Origin of the sequence: Thermostichus lividus PCC 6715 (assembly GCF_002754935.1) — a bacterium.
GTDB classification, from domain to species: domain Bacteria; phylum Cyanobacteriota; class Cyanobacteriia; order Thermosynechococcales; family Thermosynechococcaceae; genus Thermosynechococcus; species Thermosynechococcus lividus.
Map to the genome: position 1 here is coordinate 310,974 of NZ_CP018092.1, position 18,329 is coordinate 329,302.

General features: G+C 53.4%; 13 protein-coding genes and 1 pseudogene. 9 read left to right on the top strand and 5 right to left on the bottom strand.

Going from position 1 to position 18,329, the window contains the following annotated elements; all coding sequences use genetic code 11:
- Nucleotides 1–133 precede the first annotated feature (133 nt).
- Together acnB and tnpA are read right to left on the bottom strand one after the other, a co-directional pair.
- Nucleotides 134–2,740, bottom strand: a complete 2,607-nt coding sequence (gene acnB, locus BRW62_RS01615; protein WP_099797887.1) for a bifunctional aconitate hydratase 2/2-methylisocitrate dehydratase — start codon at nt 2,738–2,740, stop codon at nt 134–136.
- Between the two features lie 183 nt (nt 2,741–2,923).
- Complete coding sequence (gene tnpA, locus BRW62_RS01620) at nt 2,924–3,319, bottom strand: IS200/IS605 family transposase (protein ID WP_099797888.1); 396 nt, start codon at nt 3,317–3,319, stop codon at nt 2,924–2,926.
- 57 nt (nt 3,320–3,376) lie between these two features.
- Between tnpA and BRW62_RS01625 the strand changes: the two genes are divergently transcribed.
- The 7 genes from BRW62_RS01625 (at nt 3,377) to BRW62_RS01655 (ending at nt 10,584) form a co-directional block, all read left to right on the top strand.
- On the top strand, nt 3,377–4,666 hold the full coding sequence (locus tag BRW62_RS01625; RefSeq protein ID WP_099797890.1) for an RNA-guided endonuclease InsQ/TnpB family protein: 1,290 nt from the start codon (nt 3,377–3,379) through the stop codon (nt 4,664–4,666).
- A gap of 304 nt (nt 4,667–4,970) precedes the next feature.
- A complete protein-coding gene (locus BRW62_RS01630; protein ID WP_099797892.1) occupies nt 4,971–5,636 on the top strand; it encodes a type II toxin-antitoxin system HicA family toxin in 666 nt (221 codons plus the stop codon).
- A gap of 4 nt (nt 5,637–5,640) precedes the next feature.
- The gene (locus BRW62_RS01635; protein ID WP_099797894.1) at nt 5,641–5,985 is read left to right on the top strand and encodes a hypothetical protein; all 345 of its coding nucleotides are present in this window, start codon (nt 5,641–5,643) and stop codon (nt 5,983–5,985) included.
- A 277-nt stretch (nt 5,986–6,262) separates the two neighbouring features.
- The gene (locus BRW62_RS01640) at nt 6,263–7,750 is read left to right on the top strand and encodes a DUF1822 family protein (protein WP_099797896.1); all 1,488 of its coding nucleotides are present in this window, start codon (nt 6,263–6,265) and stop codon (nt 7,748–7,750) included.
- 38 nt (nt 7,751–7,788) lie between these two features.
- Complete coding sequence (locus BRW62_RS01645) at nt 7,789–9,120, top strand: CHAT domain-containing protein (protein ID WP_099797898.1); 1,332 nt, start codon at nt 7,789–7,791, stop codon at nt 9,118–9,120.
- A gap of 423 nt (nt 9,121–9,543) precedes the next feature.
- Nucleotides 9,544–9,708 carry a hypothetical protein gene (locus BRW62_RS13000; RefSeq protein ID WP_157768307.1) on the top strand — a complete coding sequence of 55 codons (165 nt, stop codon included), beginning with the start codon at nt 9,544–9,546 and terminating at the stop codon, nt 9,706–9,708.
- Nucleotides 9,709–9,723: 15 nt separating this feature from the next.
- Nucleotides 9,724–10,584 carry a hypothetical protein gene (locus BRW62_RS01655; RefSeq protein ID WP_099797901.1) on the top strand — a complete coding sequence of 287 codons (861 nt, stop codon included), beginning with the start codon at nt 9,724–9,726 and terminating at the stop codon, nt 10,582–10,584.
- Nucleotides 10,585–10,831: 247 nt separating this feature from the next.
- Here BRW62_RS01655 and ald read toward each other — a convergent pair whose 3' ends face one another.
- From ald to BRW62_RS01670, 3 genes are read right to left on the bottom strand one after another with little or no spacing between them, the layout of a single operon-like run.
- A complete protein-coding gene (gene ald, locus BRW62_RS01660) occupies nt 10,832–11,923 on the bottom strand; it encodes an alanine dehydrogenase (RefSeq protein ID WP_099797903.1) in 1,092 nt (363 codons plus the stop codon).
- 4 nt (nt 11,924–11,927) lie between these two features.
- Nucleotides 11,928–12,788 carry a prephenate dehydratase gene (gene pheA / locus BRW62_RS01665; RefSeq protein ID WP_099797905.1) on the bottom strand — a complete coding sequence of 287 codons (861 nt, stop codon included), beginning with the start codon at nt 12,786–12,788 and terminating at the stop codon, nt 11,928–11,930.
- The gene (locus BRW62_RS01670) at nt 12,785–15,766 is read right to left on the bottom strand and encodes an ABC transporter ATP-binding protein/permease (protein ID WP_099797907.1); all 2,982 of its coding nucleotides are present in this window, start codon (nt 15,764–15,766) and stop codon (nt 12,785–12,787) included. The genes pheA and BRW62_RS01670 overlap by 4 nt, the downstream gene beginning before the upstream one ends.
- Before the next feature lie 571 nt (nt 15,767–16,337).
- Here BRW62_RS01670 and BRW62_RS13645 point away from each other — a divergent pair.
- Together BRW62_RS13645 and BRW62_RS01675 are read left to right on the top strand one after the other, a co-directional pair.
- Nucleotides 16,338–16,466, top strand: a pseudogene (locus BRW62_RS13645) (IS630 transposase-related protein); the annotation flags it as partial.
- 115 nt (nt 16,467–16,581) lie between these two features.
- Nucleotides 16,582–18,321, top strand: coding sequence for an Rqc2 family fibronectin-binding protein (locus BRW62_RS01675; protein WP_099797909.1), 1,740 nt, complete (start codon nt 16,582–16,584; stop codon nt 18,319–18,321).
- Nucleotides 18,322–18,329: the final 8 nt, after the last annotated feature.

The window sequence follows — 18,329 nt, forward strand, 5'->3', positions numbered from 1 at the left end:
GTTAGCACGAGTGTTGAATTTGGTAGAGAAAGACAGAAAAAAGTGGCCAAACTGCGATGATTTGGCTACAAGTAAAACAAACTATAGCGGTTCTTGCGCCTGTTTTATTATCAACTGAGCAAGAGATACCTGACTACCCTCCAACGCTCGCCATGAGTTTCTCCTCTTCAGCTATGGAAATTAAGCGACCTTGGTTTTCGTAGTCAGGAATTTGATCAAAGTAGAGGTAGCGGTATATATCAGCAGCTAGCGGATCAATTTTACGGGTAACAATCTCTAAGTATTCCTCACGAGTGGGGATGCGCCCCAACAGTGCGCAGACTGCCGCCAGTTCTGCTGAGCCTAAATAGACCCTTGCCCCCTTGCCCATCCGGTTATTGAAATTGCGGGTTGAGGTAGAAAATACCGTCGTATTATCTGCAACCCGCGCTTGGTTCCCCATACACAGCGAGCAACCGGGCATTTCCATCCGTGCCCCTGCTGCTGCAAAAATACCATAGTAGCCTTCTTCCCGGAGTTGCTGCTCATCCATACGAGTGGGGGGCGCAATCCATAGGCGTACCTTGACTGCCCCTTCTCCTTCCAGCACCTTGGCAGCAGCGCGATAGTGGCCAATATTGGTCATGCAAGAGCCAATAAAGACTTCCTGAACAGGGTCACCCGCACACTCGGACAAGGTTTTAATATTGTCCGGGTCGTTCGGGGCAGCCACTAATGGCTCACGAATTTGATCAAGATCCACCTCAATCACATCAGCATACTCTGCATCTGGATCCGCCGCGAGGAGGGTGGGGTTAGCTAACCACTCTTCCATCCGTTTCACCCGCCGCAAAATTGTCCGCGGATCGCTGTATCCCCGCGCCACCATGTTTTTCAAAAGCACAATATTGGAGCGCAAGTAGGTGGCCACAGTTTCTTCGCTGAGTTTAATGGTGCAACCCGCCGCCGATCGCTCCGCGGTGGCATCGGTGAGTTCAAAGGCCTGCTCCAGTTGCAAATCTGGCAAGCCCTCCATTTCCAAAATCCGCCCAGAAAAGACGTTTTTTTTGTTTTCCTTGGCAACAGTGAGCTTACCCTGCTGAATTGCTACGTAAGGAATGGCATTGACAATATCTCGCAAGGTTACCCCCGGTTGCAACTGCCCCTTAAAGCGCACTAGCACCGATTCGGGCATATCTAGGGGCATCACCCCCAAGGCTGCGGCAAAGGCCACCAAGCCAGACCCCGCAGGGAAGGAGATCCCCAAGGGAAAGCGCGTGTGGGAGTCACCTCCGGTGCCCACCGTATCCGGCAGGAGCATCCGGTTGAGCCACGAATGGATAATGCCATCTCCCGGACGTAGGGAGACACCGCCCCGCGAGTGGATAAAGTCCGGTAGTTCTTTGTGGGTTTTGATGTCCACCGGTTTAGGATAAGCAGCGGTGTGGCAGAAGCTTTGCATGACGAGATCGGCACCAAACCCCAGACAGGCTAGCTCTTTTAGCTCGTCGCGGGTCATGGGGCCTGTGGTATCCTGAGACCCCACTGTGGTTATCACCGGCTCGCAATAGGTGCCAGGGCGGACACCGGGTAGCCCACAGGCTTTGCCAACAATTTTTTGAGCCAAGGTGTAGCCCTTCGTACTCTCTATGGGGGCAGCAGGACGGGTAAAGAGGGGGCTGGGGTCGAGTCCGAGGGCTGCTCGCGCTTTATCAGTGAGGGTGCGGCCAATCAGCAGGGGAATGCGTCCCCCCGCCCGGACTTCATCGCGCAGGGTATCGGGCTTCAGGGAAAAGGTGCTGATCACGTCACCCGCTGCATTTGTGATTTCGCCCTTGTAGGGATAAATCGTAATTACATCTCCCATGGCCATAGCGGTGACATCGCACTCAATGGGCAAGGCACCAGAGTCTTCCATGGTGTTAAAGAAGATGGGGGCAATTTTGCCACCCAAACAAACTCCCCCAGTGCGCTTGTTAGGGACGTAGGGAATATCGCGGCCAATGTGCCAGATAACCGAGTTGGTGGCAGATTTACGCGAGGAGCCGGTACCGACCACATCCCCAACGTAGGCTAGGGGGTAGCCTTTTTGTTTGAGGTCAGCAATAATCTGCAATGCGCCCGGTAAGCGGTTTTCGAGCATGACGGTGGCGTGCAGGGGAATATCGGGACGGGTGGTAGCGTGGGGGGCAGGGGATAGATCATCGGTATTGGTTTCACCAGGTACCTTGAAGACGGTGACGGTAATGGCCTCTGGCAGTTCGGGACGGCGGGTAAACCAGTCGCCATTAGCCCATGATTCCATGACGTGACGGGCATGGGCATTGCCCTGCTGCATCAGGTCTTGAACATCATGGAAGGCATCATAGACCAAGAGGGTCTGACTAAGCGCCTGCGCGGCGGCGGCAGCTAATTCACTGTTTTCATGACCCAAGAGGGCAATTAGCGACTGTACGTTATAGCCCCCCAGCATTGTGCCAAGGAGTTCAACGGCAGCAATGGGTGAAATTAAGGGACTGTGGAGTTCGCTGTTGGCGATCGCCGTCAGAAAGCCTGCCTTAATGTAAGCTGCCTCATCAACCCCAGGAGGAACGCGATCGCGCAGTAGATGGATAAGATAGTCTTCTTCTCCTTGAGGAGGCTGTTGTAGTAGATCACAGACCGCTGATACCTGTGCTGCCGTTAGGGGTAGGGGTGGAATTCCAAGGGCGGCACGTTCATCAGTATGCTGGCGGTATTGATTCAGTACAGTTGTGTCCACAGTCCTGTGACCTCGATAAACGGCAAGCAGATGCCCAGGAGTCTGCTCCTTAAGAGTTTAGATCTAGATTATAAATTTGGCGACTCGCTCCTATACATTATAGGAGTGATGTGGGCGGGCTAAAACCCCTCCGCTTTAGCGAGGGGATACAGCCAACTCAGGGGGCTTTAGCCCCTAGTAAGGTCAATTACTCTTGCCCTGAGCTTCAATGTAGCGCTGAATTGTTTCGCTGCTAACATTGCCAGCCGTTGAGACAAAGTAACTGGATGTCCACATGGACGGCAGTTTCATTAATGGATTAGGGAATTCCTGTCTGAGGAACCGTGCAGTTCGCCCCTTAATTCGATGAATGATTTGATAGGGTGCAATTGTTGGAGGGCAGTTAACAAAGAGGTGGACATGATCCGGTTCAATTGCCAACGACACAACTTGACAATCAATCTCCTCTGCTGCTTCCCATATCAACTGCCTGCACCGATTTGCTATTTCTCCCCGTAAAACAGGTCTACGCCGCCGAGGAATCCAGACAAAGTGATAGTTCAGCAAATACGTTGCACTGCGGCTTTTCTGGTAGTCCATAGTTCACCGGTTTGTCTATCTGTGCTACGCTGTAGACAATTGTTGCATAAACTCACCATGTTTGGATGTCAGCAAGTTTTGCTCAACCCCAATAACGAACTTAAGGGGGTGATGGAATTTGTCTGCTCTGAGGCAAACAAGCTAACCAATCAGGGCATCTACTATGCTCGTCAACTGCACTTTAAGACCGGGCAGTGGATTGGCAAGCATAGCCTGAGTTACGAATACAAGACCAGTAAGCACTTCCAAGCTCTTTACTCCCAGGCTGCACAGCAAACCTTGATTTCGGTCTACGAGTCGTTTAAGTCCTACCGAGCATTGTTGAAACTGTGGCGAGGTGGAGAACTGGCAGAGAAACCCAGGATGCCAAATTACCGCAAGAAGGGAGGGTTGGCAGTAGTCAGCTATCCCAAACAAGCGCTGAAGTTGGTTGATGGGATGATCCGGGTTCCGCTGGGGCAGTTAGTGAAAGTGTGGTTTCAGATTGATTCGTTCACTGTCCCCGTGCCCTCCAATCTCAAATTTGAGGACATCAAGGAACTGCGGATTCTGCCGCGCAATGGGTGTTTCTACACTGAGTTTGTCTATCGTCTGAACCCCGTTCAGATTGATGTAGACCCGATGCGGGTGCTGGGCATCGATTCGGGATTAAACAACTGGCTCACCTGCGTCAGCAATGTGGGAACCAGCTTCATTGTGGATGGACTGCACCTGAAATCATTGAACCGCTGGTACAACAAGCAAATTGCCAAGCTGAAAGAAGGTAAGCCTCAAGGCTTTTGGTCAAAGCGACTGGCACAACTCACTGAGAAGCGCAATCGGCAGATACGTGATGCAGTGAACAAAGCGGCTAGGATTGTGATTGACCATTGCACCCGTAACCGGATTGGTCGGATTGTATTTGGCTGGAACCAGCAGCAAAAGGACGGTTCCAACCTAGGCAAGAAGACCAATCAGAAGTTTGTGCAGATCCCAACTGCGAGACTGAAAGAGCGGATTGCTCAGTTAGCGGAGCAGTACGGGATAGAGTTTGTTGAAACTGAGGAGTCGTATACCTCTCAAGCATCGTTTGTGGATGGTGACTTTTTGCCGACATTCGGTGAAAAACCTGATAGCTGGAAGTCATCGGGGAAGCGGACGAAGCGAGGCTTGTTCAGGACTGCTCAGAATTGGTACATCAACGCGGATTGTAATGGCGCTGCCAACATCCTGCGTAAAGTAGCGACGATGCTTGGATTGAGTCTGAGCGGAGTTGGTAGGGGGTCTTTGACTGCCCCCACCCGTATTAAGTTGTGGGTGACAGCTCAAGGGAAAAGCGAAGCAACGCGGCTTCAGCCCGTTGCGTAGCATCCTTTGGGAATCCCCTCTCTTTCAAGGAGGAGAGAAGTCAAATGCACTTGTACCGTCAGTACTGCTAAGCCTTGAGGGGACGCGGGGAACGCTGAGAGGAGGGGATAAACATTTTTTTCATACGTGGCGATCGCCCTGTATAAGAGCCAAAACTGCCTAGGAAACCTGAATAAGGGACTCTAGTTGAGGACATTAGCATATGAGGGATGACCACCAACAGGACGCTCTCCTCACACAGTTAGCGGCTGTGAGGCTACAGCGGGACACCTTTCAAGCTATTCTCAGAACCCACCCAAGAGTGATGTCTAAACAGGATATCATCCATCAAGCACAGGAGTGGGGTTGGCAAGTTACCAACCGTGGCAATGGTCGGCACTCCACAAAAGCAGTTCGCGGAAACCTAACGATCAGCATTCCTGGCCATGGCGACGGTGACGAGTTACAGACAGGACTTGTTCATCAACTCCTCAAACAACTATCAGAACCGATTTTGACGGAACTAAACCGCAAGGAACACCAATATAGCCAACAGCTAATCGACCTGCTCTTGGCAGGGAATCCGTATAATGGTTCGTTTCAAGAGTTTAGGATCAAGCAAGAATTAGAGTTCTATCGTGAGCTAGCCCAAGCTCAACAAGACGAGATTCAACGCTTAAAAATGCAAATTCAAGAGTCAGAGGAAGCCGCCCTCGAACTGTGTAGCAACCTAGAGTACGATAACCAAACACTAGTCGCTAAAGTCAAAACCCTTGCCGAAGAACGAGTGCAGCTAGAGTGGTTTTTTGAGCAAGTTCTCTCTGCGCTCAAACAGATTCAATTTCATGTCGGTAAACTTGAGAGCATTGTTAACCTGATCCCTGGGTCAGTGTGGATCAAGCATCGACTACAACGGCAGATTGACCATATCAAGCGTATTTTTGACGCTAACAACTTAGCTGCTGCCCCTCTTCAATTGCCTCGGGAGTAAGGTTATGGGTCTGATTGAAAATCTTGAAACGGCTATCGGTGCTTCGCGCCGCAATTATGCTGAACTTCTTAGCCTCACCAGCGAACTCATTACTGAGCGGCAACAGCGGGGACAACACTCTTGGCGATCGCTCAGTTCCCAACCATGGACTGCTGCTAAATTGCAAAAAGCGTTTCCGTCATTTCAAGCTGCCCGGGCGTACTTTTATCAACGCTATGGCATAAAAGCTAAGGGGTGGCAGACATTGGCAGAGCGGGTGAATACGGTGGAGGCAGCACTGGTTCACTTAGGGTTGGCAATTCGCGAAACGCCAGAAGCAAGAGCGATCGCTCCGCTGTGCGGTTCCTGATACGGTCTTTAGTACCCTAAAGGCTTGCCCTAAGCCTACTCAGGCTGATGGTAACGCTGTGCTCCCGCTCTGTCAGTCGTCTAGTTTAGTAACGCAGATTTCTTAGGTTCTGAACATTTCTGGGGCAGAGACCTGCATAGGCTGAGGCATATTTCTTGGATAAGCATGTAGCAGGACTAGAGGGATAAGGTATGCGTCTCAGCTAAAAAGCTTGAATAGCAGACTGTTTAGCTCCGCCAATTGTTGACTCCTGAGTGAGAACGGAAGAGAGCAACCAATGACTTTACTACGTTCCGATAATGAACAATTGTTTACGTTTATTGCCCTGCAAGATGGCGATCGCCCCAAGTGGTATCGCGATAAGCAGACGGCACGCTACTTGCAACAACAGGGACACTGCTTAGACGCTCCCTATCAAACAGCCCTTCAGCTGTTGAATCGGTTGCAAACAGACCCGCACCATCCTGAAGCCTGCTATTGGGTGAGGGTGCTGTACTGCTACTTACAGGAGTGTGTGTGGCAGGTGTCGCAGCGATTAGCTGACCATCGACATGGCTATGGCTACAGCCGCGAGGATTATTTCCAAACAGGGTGTTCTCTCCTGTGGCAAGCCCCCCTCACGGTGCTACAGGGATTCGACCCCACAAAAGGGCACCTTCTCAGCTTTGTTTCCCGGCGTCTGTATGACCGGGTGTATGAGGTTTACTATGGTGCGCGTCAGTCGGATTGGGGGCTGTTGCGCAGGGCAAGCACTAGGCGGCTGAGGCAGGCGTTAACCCTCAGTGGTTACCCCGATCGCCACCGCTGCCTCATTGTTTTTCTTGTGGTCTGCTGGCAGCAGTTGACCACTGGCTCAGTAGCTCCAGATTCCCAGACCTTGGCACAGATCAGTCGCACCTACACCCAGTCTCAGCCCCAATCCCCCCCTCTAGGGGAGCGCGATATTGAGGGGTACCTCCAGCAGGCCATTCAAGCCCTGCGCCATTATCACACCAAGCGCCGCATTGTTTGTCTGTACTATTGCGAGCAAGTCAGCCAAGGGGAGATTGCCAGACAGCTTGGGCTACCGGGTCAACATACGGTATCTCGGTTGCTTGAGAGGACGCGAAGCTCCCTCGCAAAAGACTTACTCACATTGTGGTTGCGGGCGCGAGAATACCTAATCCGCGATTGCCTGCAAGCCACTTGGCAGGAATTGACAGACATATTGCCCCCCAGCCTTGATCGTCGATTGGGGCATGTGCGCGCGGCTGAATTGCCCAGCATTGACCCCGACTCTCGCGAGGCGATCGCCGCCCAACAACAGTTACGACAGATTAAAACCAACCTCAACGATCCTGAAAGCAAGGCTGCACTGAAATCATTGATCACGCATCCCCCGAGCGAAGATATCCGCTGGCAAGCCGCAGAATTACTCCATGATCACACTGACCCCGACCCGACCGCTGGCTCGTGGAAAGTGCGCAAAGTTGATCTTGGCATTGCCCTAGATGGCACCACCCTTGCCCTGACCATGGCGGTTTTACCACGGGATGCCACCTCAGCACACTTATTTGTGCGGGTCACCCCCTTCAGTGCCGATGCGTTTCTTCCTGCGGGGTTAAGTTTAGAAATTGTGACCGAAACGGGCGATCGCTTTGCCCGCTTAACCAGCCGTGCCGAAGATCAAGCCGTGCAGTACAAATTCTGGGGAGACATCGGCGAAGCCTTTGGCATCATCCTTGAGTATGGCGGTACTAAAATCACAGAGAGTTTTGTTGTTTAACAATTCTCCTCCTGTTCTCAAGCATCTCCCCGATCGCTATGATGCAGCACGTCTGTTTAGAACTCGACACTCCACCGCTAGCTGACCAAAGCTTTGAAGGACGATTACTCTTGGGTTTAGAAGGCCAACTGGATGCCCAAGGCGTGTTTCCAGTAGTCTTCCAGCCCCTCCAGTTAGTGAAGACAGCCTACGAGGAATGGGTGGGTGCCTATAGGGAGTGTGCCAAAGCCACCCGCTTGGGTGCAGTGGGGAACCAAATTACCAATATTTCTAGTCCGTTACCCCACTTGCTGCAAGACGTAAGAGCAAAATACCAAATCTTTGTCGAGCGTCTGCAACGCTGGCTCAACGAGACCCGCGTCAATGATCTATCAAGTCATGGGGATGTCAGTTCATCGTGCTTTGGCTTGGCTAATTATCTGTTTAATCCCTTTGGCGAATCCCGGCACCTGTTCGTCCAAACCCCCACCCTTGAGCTATGGCGGTATCCGTGGCATGAGTGGTTTCGCATTCGCAATCATCTGGAGCTTGAAGTGGTGTTCATGCCGCGCTTTTATCGACCCTTGCAAAACCCCCATCACAAGTATCCAAGAGTTCGCATCCTAGCCATTTTTGGCAAAGAGCATGGTCTGAACCTCAGCGGTGATTTCTCAGCCCTTCGGGCGCTGCCAAATGTAGAGCTTCACTCCTTAGTGACTCCCAGCCTAGGAGACCTCGTCCACCTGTGGCAAGAACCATGGGACATTCTGTTCTACGCGGGGCATAGTGGGAATGGCGCTATTGATGTGGACTCTCGCCTAGAGATTCAACAGATCCGCGACACCCTTCAGTATGCTGCCCAGCAGGGATTACAGCTTGGTATTTTTAACTCCTGTGAAAGTATTGATATTGCCCAACAACTCGTGCAACTGGGGGTTCCCCACGTCATTGGGATGCGGGAAGTGATTCCCGATCTTGTTGCGCAGCGATTTTTACAGTATTTTCTCAGCAATTTTCAAAGGGGTGCCGATCTCTATACGGCGGTGGCACGGGCGCGATCGCAACTGCGGGAACTCGTGCACATCGAGGAACACTTACCCGGAACAGCGTCATTGCCCCTCATTTGTCGCCATCCCCAAGCTCGCCCCCTGACGTGGGCACACCTCCAACAGGGCAGCCGTACCACTATTGTTATCTCCCCCGATAGCTCATCGCCCCTGCACCAGCTCCCAGATCTCCTATTTTGGTGCCGCTTACAGCTCGATCTTGCTCAGCAAGAGTTTGCATGGGTAGAAACCAGTTATAGGAGTGATGTGGGCGGGCTAAAACCCCTCCGCTTTAGCGAGGGGATACAGCCAACTCAGGGGGCTTTAGCCCTCTCTATGTGTTAAACTAGAGACGTGGAAAGTAGGCGTATCAACTACGCGAAGAAACATCCTAGTACGGAGAAATCCCGGCAAGTAAGTCACTACCGCTTTGGCGGCAAGCCTAAACCACTGCAAGCAATGGCAGGATGTTGAGCGTATCGAATTGGCTAGTGTTGAAAAGCGCGAAACCACGAACCGAAACATAAACGTAGTCCCAATAGCAGAAATGCTTGAGGTGAGTAGGGGGTCTTTGACTGCCCCCACCCGCATTAAGTTGTGGGTGACAGCTCAAGGGAAAAGCGAAGCAACGCGGCTTCAGCCCGTTGCGTAGCATCCTTTGGGAATCCCCTCTCTTTCAAGGAGGGGAGAAGTCAATTCAACTACCAAACAGCCCAGTCCCTGCAATATCAGCAGTCCCTGCAAAATGTTGTTCACTGGGCCTGTGGTGTGCTGCGTACCTTTGGCTCGTTTGAAACGTCCCCGCAGTTACGGTTTTTCTTTGCCGCCTTGCAACTCGATGCAGAGGCCACCCTAGAGCAGGTGGCGGCTCAGCGGGCTATCCCCTACCTCCAACACCTAGCTACTAAGGAGCACGGGCTACATCGCACCTAGGCAGCTATCTTGATCATGCAGCAACAGCCAAACGACGCTCATCTTCAGCAGGCATTGCAAACGTTTGAACAGGCGTTATTGCAAAAAACGCCAGACATCGAGCTAAGACAGAGGTTAGTGGAGCAGCTACACCAGTTCTTGGTTCAAGTGCCGCTGCCACTGGTGCAAACTGCTTGGAACAGTACCCAAGGGCGTACTTTAGCAAAACTCCTCTGCCAACTGGCAAACAACACTCAGGAGACAACCTGCCTGCGCCTTGCTGCTGCAACAGCTATGGGCTTGGCGGGAGATTCCTTGGCGCAGCAAGCAACCGAGATAGCACTGACCATACTACGGCACTCGTCCTCCCTTGAAGATGTGATTGCCGCTAGCCGTTGCCTCCAGCGCCTCAATGCCCATCTAGCGGAGGTGGAGTCGCGCCTCCTGCGCTTCCTTGACTGGGCAACGGTACACTCTCATCAGGTTGCTCTGTGCCGGGCACTTGGTGTGGTGCACCCCGGTCACACCAGAGCCATTCAAACCCTAGAGACGCTGATTCGGCAGCAGATCTACGATACGGATACCTTACTGATGGCAGTGGCCGCCTTACAGCGGATTGCTCCTGAGCATTCCTTACCCCACGAAACCCTTGCAACTTTCGTAACTAGGGCGACGGCCATCAAGGATGCAGTCGATTTCTATCAGGGACTTAGCCTCATGAAGGCGCTCAAGTATCCCATTGCGCCCTATCTCAGTGCGGCAGTGGTGCGCTGGATGCGGGAGGAAATTCATGCGATGGAAGCTCGTCAAGAACCTTACCTCCACGCTCCCTATACGGTTCTCTGGTACTGTATCCAACATTTATTGTTTGGGGAAATTGCAAAAGAATTGCAATAATTTAGTGCTAGCACTTAATCCCTTCCCTTGGCGGGTATGCTTAGAATTTAAAGAAAAAGGGGTCGTCTCAACGACTGACCCCGCCTGCCGATTCCTCAGAGAGGAGAACACTGATATTCAATCTAAGACAGATGAGAAAAAATGTCAATAATTTTCAATAGGAGACTCTAATTGCCTTGGCCATGGTGGTCAACACTCTGCGCTGGCTTCCTGAAAGCCTATCGAGCAAGGGTCTCCTGTGAGGACGTTAAAGGTCAGGAAACACCTGCCGAACATCGGGATGCACTAACCGATGGTGCTGAATGACTAGCCCCTTGGCTAAGGCAGGAGACAGCTCAAGGGCGCGATCGCCATGATCAGCCAAGCGGAGAATGTAGGGCAGCGTGCTGTTCATCAGTGCTTGGGTGGCTGTCCACGGCACGGCACCGGGCATATTGGGCACCCCGTAGTGGACAACCCCGAAGGCGGTGTAGGTGGGGTCAGAGTGGGTGGTGGGGCGCAGGGTTTCTACGCACCCCCCTTGATCCACCGCCACATCCACAATCACGGCTCCCGGGCGCATGGTCTGTACGAGCGCCTTTGGCACTAAACAGGGCGGACGTTGACCGGGCACCAGCACCGCACCAATCACTAGATCTGCGTGGGGCAGTAAGGCCGCAATTTGATGAGAGGTGCTATAGAGGTACTCCACCCGTGCGCCAAAGAGGGTTTCAAGATACTTGAGCCGCTCTAGGTTAATATCCAGAATGCTCACCTGCGCCCCCAGCCCGATCGCCATCCGAGCCGCTTCGGTACCAACAATGCCACCCCCTAAAATCACCACCCGTCCAGGGGAGACACCGGGAATGCCGCTGAGTAAGACTCCTCGCCCGCCCTGGGGACGCTCTAGGAACCGTGCCCCAAACTGTACCGCCAAGCGCCCAGCAATCATACTCATGGGGGTGAGTAGCGGAAAACTGCGTTGATGGTGATAATTTTCTTCAACGCTTTCGTAGGCAATGGCGGTGACCCCCGATTGCACCAGTGCCACGGTCAATTCGCGACTGGCGGCTAAATGTAGATAGGTAAACAGGTATTGGCCAGATCTCAGGTAGCGGTACTCAGAGGGCAGGGGTTCCTTGACCTTGACGACTAGCTCTGCATCCCATGCCTGTTGAGCGGTCTCCACCACCGTTGCCCCAGCGGCTTGGTAGCTCTCATCGCTAAACCCAGACCCCACCCCAGCACCCGTTTCAATACGAACCTCATGTCCGCGCTCTCGTAGGGCTTGCACCCCCGCCGGCGTGAGACCAACACGAAATTCTTGGTCTTTGCGTTCTTTAGGGACACCAATCTGCATGAAATCAGGACGCTCCTAGTGGTAAAAATTGGTAACTGCCAAAAATTTTAAGTACATCAGTAACCGCAGTAAGGGCTTCCAGGCACTCAGCGACGATGGCAGGTTGGCCATTGACTTCAAGATCCACAAAAAACAGGTAGTCTCCGAGGGCGCGCTTACTGGGGCGAGATTCAATGCGGCTGAGGTTAATCTGGCGATCGCTAAAAAGTTGCAGAACCTTGAGCAGTGCCCCCGGTTGGTTGGCCTTGAGGCTAAAGGCAATGGAGGTGTGGGTGCTGCTGGTGGTCGGCCAGCCATTGCCCTGTTGACGGCTAACCACCCAAAAGCGGGTGCAGTTGTCCGCTAGGTCTTGAATGTTGGTGGCCACAATGGGCAGTTGATGCAATTGGGCAGCCCGAACCGAGGCGATCGCCCCCACGGTAGCCGATTGCGCCACGTACTGCAAGCCATCGGCGGTAGAGGCGACCGGACACTGCTGGGCATGGGGCAGCATGTGTTGCAGCCAGCGCTGACATTGGCCTAGGGCTTGGGGGTGGGAATAGACAGTACGAATCTCCTCAAGCCGAGGGGTCTGCGCCACAAAGGCATGGAGAATGGGCAGGTCAAAGGCGTACTGGATGTGCAGTTTATCTAAGCGCCAGAGGGAATCTAGCGTACTATTGACACTCCCCTCAACGGAGTTTTCACTGGGCACCAGCGCCAGATCCAACTGGGCGATCGCCAGCGCCTCTAGGCAGCCAGCAATGGTCGAGAAGGGTACCAAGTCTATGGGCTCACCCTGCTGCCACTGGGCATAGCGCTGAGCCGCTTCTTCACTGTAGGTACCCACTGGGCCTAAATAGCCGAGTCGTTGCCGTTGCGTCACAGAATATCCTTGCGTTTTTGAAACCACCCCACCAACCCCAGCATTACGGCAATAATACCGCCTAGGCGCAGGTTATTGACGAGAACATTGGCCGTAAACGTCTGCCTCTGTAAGCTCCAAAAGCGATCAATCAGGGCTTCACCACTGGCGATCGCCCGCCCCCGGTTTTCTTTCCACTCAGCAAACTGATCTTGCCAGCGATCCATAGCCGCCTGATAGTCCTTCACTTTCTGGTTGTAGGCTTCAACCCGATCCCGATAGGCTTGGTCAAAATCAACGATCGAGTTGGGTAACCCTGGCGCATCGCCCGGCTCTGGGGGCTGGGGGGGTTCCGGCTCATCAACGGCAGGGTGGTACTCTTTGCGCACCCCCGGAAAATTACAGCGACTAAAGAGATTGTCATCAAAGCAAGGACAGGTTTCTAAGACAGCAGCACTCAGTTTCTCCCGTTGCGCCTTAGGTTGCTGCCAACAGTGATCAGCAGCCACATCCCGGCCAAACCCCATGAGGGAGACCACATTGGCATAGCTCCAGCGGGTCAGGGTGACATCGCTGAGAAAATTGCCCACCACCCCCAAATCCTTCAGGGGAATAATGGCGCCCGCAAAGGTAATCTGGGGCACTAAAAACAAAATAGTGAGTAAAGGAGCCACCGTTTGCGTTGGCGAGAGGGCAGAGACTAACAAGCCCATCACCATCCCGCCAAAGGTGGCGAGGAATAACGTCAGGTATAGGCCAGCGATCGCCCCCCAACCCAGGCTCATGCGCACTGCCATGACCTTGATCCCCAGAAAAACCGCCGCTTGGTAAAGGGCTAACACAGCAGCCGGTGCAAGTTTAGAAAGGATATAGGGCCACAGCCCTAGCCCCACCATCCGCTCGCGGCGATAGATTTCCACTTCTTTGACAATCTCGCGCATCGTTGCCAAGCTGCCTACCATCACGGCAATCAGGACAGTGACAAACGCCATCGTAAAGGCCTGCCCGGCATCCCCCTGCTCTGGATCCAAGATGGTGGGTTTCCAGAGGACAAAATCCAAGGCACCCAGCAGAGGGGCTAAGGATAGCATTAGAATTAGCGCCGCTTTATCCTGGCGCACAATGGCTAAGTTGCGCTGGGTCAGAATCCACCACTGTCGCCATGGTGCCACCTGAGGAACCGTGGGTACTTGCCGCTGTTGCTGGACCTGCCGCGTTGCAGCGGTATCGATGTTGAGGGGACGTTGGCGATCGGCCACATAGGTTTGATAGAGGTGGGACTGACGATACCGTTGCTGCCACAGTTCGGGGTTGGGTTCGCTGTCAATTTTTAGATAAATTTCGTCAAAGTCTTGCACATCAAAGTAACTAAGCGCCTGATCCGGTGGGCCAAAGTAGGCAAGGTGCCCGCCCCGCGCCAAAAACACTACCAAATCGCAGAGCATCACATTCTTGGTGGCATGGGTAATCAGTAAAATCGTCCGCCCTTGGTCAGCCAGTTGCCGCAGTAGGCGCATCATTTGAGTTTCTGTTCCCGGATCGAGGCCGGAGGTGGCCTCATCAAGGAAAAAGAGGCTGGGGCGGGTGAGTAATTCAACCCCAATGGAAACCCGCTTGCGCTGCCCCCCACTCAACTGTTTGACGAGCACGTGTCGGCGGGCGGTCAACTCCAATTCTGAGAGCACTCGACGCACCTGCTCTTGGCGCTCTTTTTCTGTAAAGTCTGCTGGTAGTCGCAGACGTGCCGCATAGTCCAAGGCTTGGGTCACCGTCAGTTCGGAATGAATAATGTCATCTTGAGGGACATAGCCAATTTGGGTGCGATAGGTGCCAAAGTAACGGTACAGGTCATAGCCATTCACCAGTACGGTGCCGCCAGTGGCCGGGCGAAAGCCATTGAGGGCATCCAGAAGGGTGGATTTGCCTGCCCCACTACCGCCGACAATCGCCACAAACTCCCGGGGCAAAATCGACAGGGAAATATCCTGCAACAGCTTTGCTCCCTTTGGGGTGGTTTTACTAAGGTGAATGGCATCGAGGCGGAGGTTGCCACTGTCGTTGTGGGGAACAATGGTTTCATCCGGCGTAAACACCGAACTATAGGGGCCAATGCGAATCAGTGCGCCGGTGGGCAAGGGGTAGGGTTTGCGGGGGTCAAGGCGGCGATTGTTAACGTAGGTGCCATTGGCCGACTCTAAATCCATAATGTGCCACTGGCCATCCTCTAGGTAGAGGCGGGCATGGAACCGCGAGACCACCGGATGATCTAAAACCATATCGTTGGCAGGATCTCGACCAATACGAATGGTCTGGCGATCGCGCAGTTGCAGGGGGCGCGTATGCTCAACCACTTGGGTGGCAGGCATGAGCAAATAGGTCAGTCGCAGGGATTCCCCAATATGGAGCACATCCCCCGGACTCAGAAGGTGCTCGCTCACCGTGGCACCGCGCCAGTGCAGGCCGTTTTTACTTCCTAGATCAGTGATTTTGTAGTGCTCGCCGCTGCGCACGAGCTTGGCATGGTGAAAGGAAACAAAATGATAGTCAATGGCAATATCCGCTTGTGGATCCCGCCCTAAAATCAGTTCGTCCTTGAGGAGGGGAAACTCTTGCAGCCACTGGGGAGTTGCCACTTGCAAAATTGGCGTGCTGGGTGCCCCCATCACCACCGTGCCCGGTAGCGCGGTGGTGGCCACGGCCGCCGGGGAAAAGATGATCTGGAAGTTGCCAATTTGGATGCGATCGCCCTCCTTGAGTACCGCCGGCGTGCGGGGACGCAGCTTTACCCCATTGACAACGGTGCCGCTGACACTGCCCAAGTCGGCAATAGTGTATCCCCCGTCGCTGGGGAGAATGGCTGCATGGTGGCGGGAGATCCCCTCCCCCACAAGGATGACGTGGTTTTGGGGATCGGTGCCGATAACGAGGCGATCGCTCCCCAGTTGAATCTGTTGCGTCGTACCATCAGCGGCCTGAAGTTCAAGGATTGGCGAAGCCATAAAAAGCCATATAGGTGATGTTGTTGAGAATTTCCTATATTTTGGCACCGTGTTGGCCAACTCACAGGGGAGCACCTCACTATCGAGCGGCGCTGTTTTAGCCACCTAAGCGGGACGCCCCGCGCTCTACCTGTAGCTCACGTCCCAAAGGGTCAGGTGAGCATCGGGATGAAAGCGCGTTCATCAAGGGGTTCGATGCCCCGCAGATGAACCAACTCCTATGGTACGAGTCAGGTGCAGTCTGGCTCTCACTATATCGCTTCAGCATGGAAACCGTTACGCCACCACAAGGAGCCACAAAGTGCGACTCATGCCAGAGTACATCTTGGTTCTTCCGAAACGGTGGTGAAAATTGTGTAATAAGATACTTTTACAGCGGTCTGCATCACTAACTGGTACAGCAGCAGTGAGCAAAGTAGTTCTTCAACATCTCAGAATATTGCTTCTGTAAGAATTGTCCCATATCGTTGCGGAAACTACTGTAAGGTGGGTACTACCCCCTCGTAACCCACTAAAGGCTATTAAGCTAATATAGGAAATGCAGTGCTTACAGATTAAGGTAGAGCAGCCCATGCCAAGGCATTCATTAGATTTACGGCTCAGGGTTGTGGCAGCTTCTCAAGCAGGTGGAACATCCATCCACCAAGTAACAAGTTGGTTCAAGAGGGGTCAGAGAACCACTTATCAATGGGTTCAACGGGATTTAACAAGGCAGCCGTTTATCTATCCCGTAGCGATGATGAGCGGTAGTTCGCCCCTAAAGAACGTCAGAACTCAACGAAAAGGCGCAGCATTGGTATTTTGGAGTGTTGGCTGTGCAACCTGTTGATCTCACTACCCTGCGTGCCATCTGTACTAGCTTACAGGGCACGTTACCCGCACGACTAGAAACGGTTTATCAGCGCGATCGCCACACCCTTGCCCTTGCTCTGCGCACTCTCAAGCAGCAGTACTGGTTAACACTGAGTTGGCATCCCCAAGCAGCGCGGATTTGCTTTGAACCGCCACCCCCTCGCCAACCCGATACCTTCACCTTTAGTCAGCAACTGCACCATCAACTCAGCCGCTTGGCCTTAGTGAAGATTGACTTGCTCCATGACTGGGAGCGGGTTGTGGACTTGCAGTTTGCCCAACGCCCCCAGGACCCGATTCAGTGGCACCTTTATGTGGAAATCATGGGCAAGTACAGCAATGTGATTCTGGTCAACACTGCTGGGGAGATTATTACGGCGGCGCATCAAGTCAGTGCTCACCAATCTCGTCTTCGCCCCATTCTCACCGGTGCCCCCTACGTCCCGCCGCCGCCGCTGACAGCCGCTATCCCCACGGTTGAGGATTCCTTTGAGCACTGGCAAAGCCAAGTCAGTCTCATTCCGGGAGCGGTACGGCAACAACTCCTAAAGGCCTACCGCGGCCTCAGTCCTGCCCTTGTTCAACATCTACTTGAGGATGCGGGCATACACCATACCCTACACACCCATGAGTTAACCGCTCAACAGTGGCATCATCTCTTTGAGCACTGGCAGCATTGGCTAGAGTGTTTGCAGCAGCAGCGCTTTGTGCCTCAGGTAACCCCTCGGGGCTATCGGGTCACCCCTGCCCTCAACCAGACGGTGGCTCATGCCGTGCCACTCCATGAGCTGTTAGCCACCTACTATGGTCAAGCCCTTGCCCAGCAAGAGACCCAACAGTTACAGCAGCAACTGCGCCAGACTGTGCAGCAGCATCGTCAAAAAGTATTAGCCAAGGTTCAGGAGTTTCAGCGTCGTTTAGCCGAGGCTACCGAGGGCGATCGCCACCGCTATGTCGCCGATCTCCTCATGGCCTATGGTTACCTATGGCAGCCTGGAATGCAGTCGCTCACCGTCACCGACTTTGAGACCAATACCCCCATCACCATCCCCCTATCTCCTGAAAAAACTGCTATCCAAACTGCCCAAGACTTGTACAAACAGCACCAAAAACTCAAACGTGCCCAGCAACACCTCACCCCCCTGTTAGCCGCAGCACAGGCCGAACTCGCCTACCTTGATCAAGTCCAGACCACCTTGGATGCCGCCCACACTCTTGATCTGCTAGACGAAATTCGCGATGAACTTATTCAGCAGGGGTATCTCAAATGCCCCACCTACTACCGTCCACCCCAAACCCCTAGCCCGTACCTGCGCTACACTACCCCCAGCGGCTATACCGTTTTTGTGGGGCGCAATAATCGCCAGAACGATGACTTGACGTTACGGGTGGCCAGTCCCTATGACTGGTGGTTTCACAGCCAAGAAATTCCAGGCAGCCATGTGATTCTGCGTCTTGAAGCTGGGGACTTACCTAGCGAAAAAGATATTCAGGCGGCAGCGGATATTGCTGCTTACCACAGCCAAGCGCGGGAAAGCGCCCAAGTTCCCGTGGTCTATACCCTGCGTAAACATGTGCAAAAACCGAAGGGCGCCAGCCCCGGAATGGTGATTTATGATCAGGCCACCGTTGTGTGGGGGGTGCCTCACCACTTGTCATCCTCCACTGTCGTGAAGGACAGGGATAGGGATATCCTAGGCTGACTGCATTA

Coding starts and splice junctions, on each gene's coding strand:
- tnpA (WP_099797888.1), bottom strand. CDS start 3,319: ATGGACTACCAGAAAAGCCGCAGTGCAACGTATTTGCTGAACTATCAC.
- BRW62_RS01625 (WP_099797890.1), top strand. CDS start 3,377: ATGTTTGGATGTCAGCAAGTTTTGCTCAACCCCAATAACGAACTTAAG.
- BRW62_RS01630 (WP_099797892.1), top strand. CDS start 4,971: ATGTCTAAACAGGATATCATCCATCAAGCACAGGAGTGGGGTTGGCAA.
- BRW62_RS01635 (WP_099797894.1), top strand. CDS start 5,641: ATGGGTCTGATTGAAAATCTTGAAACGGCTATCGGTGCTTCGCGCCGC.
- BRW62_RS01640 (WP_099797896.1), top strand. CDS start 6,263: ATGACTTTACTACGTTCCGATAATGAACAATTGTTTACGTTTATTGCC.
- BRW62_RS01645 (WP_099797898.1), top strand. CDS start 7,789: ATGATGCAGCACGTCTGTTTAGAACTCGACACTCCACCGCTAGCTGAC.
- BRW62_RS01655 (WP_099797901.1), top strand. CDS start 9,724: ATGCAGCAACAGCCAAACGACGCTCATCTTCAGCAGGCATTGCAAACG.
- ald (WP_099797903.1), bottom strand. CDS start 11,923: ATGCAGATTGGTGTCCCTAAAGAACGCAAAGACCAAGAATTTCGTGTT.
- BRW62_RS01670 (WP_099797907.1), bottom strand. CDS start 15,766: ATGGCTTCGCCAATCCTTGAACTTCAGGCCGCTGATGGTACGACGCAA.